The sequence below is a fragment of the Gottfriedia sp. NPDC057948 genome, assembly GCF_042887255.1.
Classification (GTDB): Bacteria; Bacillota; Bacilli; order Bacillales; family Bacillaceae_G; genus Gottfriedia.
Window position 1 is genome coordinate 1 of record NZ_JBHVPN010000006.1, and the last position, 3,918, is coordinate 3,918.

At 31.5% G+C, this 3,918-nt stretch carries 5 protein-coding genes; 1 reads left to right on the top strand and 4 read right to left on the bottom strand.

Features of this window, described 5'->3' with window-relative positions:
• Positions 1-145 precede the first annotated feature (145 nt).
• Positions 146-709, bottom strand: a complete 564-nt coding sequence (locus ACFVRR_RS11560; RefSeq protein WP_097973845.1) for a beta-class carbonic anhydrase — start codon at positions 707-709, stop codon at positions 146-148.
• 284 nt (positions 710-993) lie between these two features.
• On the opposite strand from ACFVRR_RS11560, the gene ACFVRR_RS11565 reads away from it, so the two are divergent.
• The gene (locus ACFVRR_RS11565; RefSeq protein ID WP_387328355.1) at positions 994-1,818 is read left to right on the top strand and encodes an aldo/keto reductase; all 825 of its coding nucleotides are present in this window, start codon (positions 994-996) and stop codon (positions 1,816-1,818) included.
• A 102-nt stretch (positions 1,819-1,920) separates the two neighbouring features.
• Here the strand turns inward: ACFVRR_RS11565 and ACFVRR_RS11570 are convergent, their stop codons facing one another.
• From ACFVRR_RS11570 to ACFVRR_RS11580, 3 genes are all read right to left on the bottom strand, one after another.
• Complete coding sequence (locus ACFVRR_RS11570; protein ID WP_387328358.1) at positions 1,921-2,562, bottom strand: alanyl-tRNA editing protein; 642 nt, start codon at positions 2,560-2,562, stop codon at positions 1,921-1,923.
• A 117-nt stretch (positions 2,563-2,679) separates the two neighbouring features.
• Positions 2,680-3,141: a hypothetical protein gene (locus ACFVRR_RS11575; protein ID WP_387328361.1), complete on the bottom strand. Its 462-nt coding sequence runs from the start codon at positions 3,139-3,141 to the stop codon at positions 2,680-2,682.
• Positions 3,142-3,340: 199 nt separating this feature from the next.
• A partial coding sequence (locus ACFVRR_RS11580) for a sensor histidine kinase (protein ID WP_387328364.1) occupies positions 3,341-3,918 on the bottom strand: 578 nt, incomplete at its 5' end.

Here is a 3,918-nt window from a genome sequence, read left to right on the forward strand (position 1 = left end):
GCCCCATGGAAAGCGAGCATCCTGTAATGGAAATCAACATCACTCTACTCCTTTACGAAAATTTGATAAATAATTGACAAGGTTGTTTTTCAACAACATAAAAAAAGTTATCCTACTTAAAAGGATAACTTTTTTGTTTAAATCGTTATTCAGCAGTTTTTTCATCTCGATGAACTACTTCTAATTTTCCTGTATGAGGGTCAATTACTAAACCATGAATTTCAACCTCTTTTGGAACAAGAGGGTGGTTTTTAATAATTGAAACACTGTGGTTAACACTATCGTATACATTTGTAAAGCCAGTTAACCATTTGTCTAAATCTAGACCTGAAAAACCTAAAATTTCTAGGTTTTCTTCTTTAATACCTTTTTCAATCATTTTTTCTTTCATACGTGTAGGATTTGTATTACCCATTCCACACTCATGGTGACCGATTACTAACACTTCTTTAGCTCCTAGTTCATAAATTGAAACTAGAATACTTCTCATAACTGAACCAAACGGATGCGCAATAACTGCACCAGCTGTTTTAATCATTTTCACGTCACCATTTCTAATATCAAGAGCCTTTGGTAAAAGCTCAACTAGACGTGTATCCATACAAGTAACAACTACAACCTCTTTATTCGGAAACTTTGAAGCTATGTATTGCTCATATTCCTTATTCTCAACAAATTTCTTATTAAAATCTAAAATTTGATCTAACATATAAAATTCCCCTCCAAACAAAAATAAAGAGCATTTTTCCTATACCTATATTGAAGCAAAAGCTCAAAATATACAACAATTTTGCACACATTTATAGTATTATTCTAAAATTATGTTTTCATTTATACCGTTTTATTTTTATTTTTAGTATGCTAAATACACTGTCATACAATTAACAAACGAAATGCTTTATTTTAAAATTCCCATTAATTTCTATCAAATTTTTTTATTTTTAAAGTTTATATTGTACACTAGACTTAGTCTTTAAAAAGGAGGGAATTAAAATGAAGTTTGAACATTCTATTGCATTACATAATGGAGTTAAAATGCCTCAATTAGGTTTAGGTGTGTGGCGTGTGTCACCAGAAGATGGTGTAGATGCAGTCCGAACAGCTATCGAAGTAGGTTATCGTCATATTGATACTGCAGCTGTCTATCAAAACGAAGAGCAAGTAGGTGAAGCAATTCGCCAATCTGGTGTTTCCCGTGATGAACTTTTTATTACTACAAAAGTTTGGAATGCCGATCAAGGGTATGATACAACTTTAAAAGCTCATGAAGAAAGTCTTAAAAAATTAGGCTTGGACTATGTTGATCTTTATTTAATTCACTGGCCAGTAAAAGAGAAATATTTAGATACATATAAAGCATTAGAAAGACTTTACGATGAAAAGCTTGTGCCAGCAATTGGTGTTTCAAATTTTCATGTCCATCACTTAGAAGATATTGCAGCTCATCGCAATATTAAACCAATGGTCGATCAAGTCGAATTGCACCCAATGTTTCAACAAAACGAATTACATGAATATTGTCATAAAAACGGAATTGCATTAGAAGCATGGAGCCCATTAATGCAAGGTGGCGAAGCTTTAACAAATCCTGTTATAAAAGAGATTGCGGATCAATACGGTAAAACAACTGCCCAAGTCATTATCCGTTGGCACTTGCAACGTAATGTAATCGTTATTCCAAAATCAATCACACCTTCACGAATTCAAGAAAACTTTGATGTATTCAATTTCGAACTTTCATCAAATGATATGCAACAAATTGCTACTCTTGATGCAAATAAACGTGTAGGTCCAGACCCTGATAATTTTGATTTCTAATAGGTAGGTTTAAGAGTAAGAAATTTATAATAATGAAATAGGAATGGCTACCAGTTTTTTGAAAGGTAGCCATTTTCCCTTATCCTTTAGGTTCTTTTGTAATCAAATTAAATAAATCTCTATCCGTTCTTTCCCTCCACCTATATTGTTTCGTTTTAACTTTATTCCCTTAATTTCTCCAGTTCGTTTAATATGTGTCCCACCGCACGAAACTTTACCAAAGCTTTTGATTTCCCAAAATCTTCTTTGATTTTTAAGGTCATCAAACTCACTAATTATTTCCAAATCTGCATCAATCAGTTCCTTTGCTTTTGTCTCTAAAAGTGGGAATGTTTCAGAGATTTTCCCATCCCAATAGAAATCAATTCTAGCTTTGTCACTAGTAATATTTGCACCAATTTTTTCAGGATTATTATAATTTTGAAACATTAGCTCCAAGATGATTTCTGCTGCAAAATGTAGCTTCATAATTCGATATCGCTTCTCCCAATCGATTTCAATCACTACTTCTTGTCCTTTTTGAAGGTCATGATTTTCTGGTAAAGTATAGATAATATCAAATCCGTCCTTCTTAGCTTCAATCACCTCATAATTAGCAATTCTCCCCGAGTCTGATTGTTGGCCACCTGAAAAAGCATAAATAATGGTTTTGTTTAAAGTAACATTCCTGCCATCTACTTCCGTAACAATTGCAGTGGCTTTTGTAAGATAAGGATCTTCCCAAAATAGTTTTTTTACTCCCATTTCTATACTCCTTATTCGTTTTTGGTTTTGAATTTTGTATCCACTAGTTGATTTCCCTTTTATAGTTATAACAAAGGAACAATTTCTATAAATTGTCCCTCTTCTAATTAATCCATATTACTTTGTTACAACTTCACTACCTTTTACTAATTCAATACGTACTTTTTTCAGCCCATCTTTTTCATCAACATATGTACTTAAATTCCAATTTGCTGCAAGAGTATGTTTAATTAGATTAATTGCTTCTTCAGATAAATAAATTCCTTGAATTGCAGTTCCCTTATCTTCATAATCTTTTTCAACTTCAATGCCAAATTTATATCTTAATAAAGTCATTAATGAGCCTTTTGTTAGAAATTTTATTTGGTAGCCATCATTAACGATTTTATTAAAATTCTCTTCATTGTTTTTGTACAGATTAATTAATGTTTCCCAGTTAGGAAAACCATTACCATATTGATTTAAAAACTCGAAATTTTCTTCTTTCACAGCATTTATTAACTGCATGTTTTCTACACCCGCACTACGTAGACTTTCAATCATAATTGCATTATTTATAGCAATACTAACAAAGCTCATCTTTGTTCTCCCTTCAAATTACAAGAATATTCTTTTTATTCAACTTTAACATAAAATACCATACTAAACTATTAAATTGATGAGATTTACAAGGAGATGATGAGGATAGGGAATGCTTTGAGAATATGAAAAAAATCACAAAATCCTTTAACAGATCTTGTGATTCTACTTCTTTTGGAGAATTTAGATATTCTTCTTACTAAATTGTGTTTAATGTAATGAAAGCAGTTGTGCCTTCTCCATTTTCACTTGTAATTTGTAGATTGCCACCATAGTTTCCGATTAGGTCTTTTGCTATTGATAAGCCTAAACCATTACCGCCGTTAGCTCGACTTCTCGCTTTATCAGCTCGATAAAATCGGTCAAATATATGATTGATATCTTCTTCTTTAATACCAATTCCGTTGTCTTCCACTTTGATTTCGATCTTGTTTGCAGCTTGAGTTGTTGTTATATCGATAACTGTGTGTTCTTTACTGTATTTAACTGCATTATCAAACAAAATAATTAATATTTGCATTAAATGTTCTCTTGCAATATTTGCATTATCGACAATTTGATTAGGAGTGTGGAAGTGAATTTCTAAATCTTCATGTAATAGCTGATAATTGTTTATGATCTCATTTAATACTTCATTAATATTTGTTGGAGCATACTGTTCAATCTTTTCGCTATTTTTCTCTAGCTTCGTTAACTGTAGAAGCTCATTCGTTAAAATAATCATTCTGTTTGTTTCATTAATACATGTATTTAATGAGTTTTCTAAAACAGTTTCGC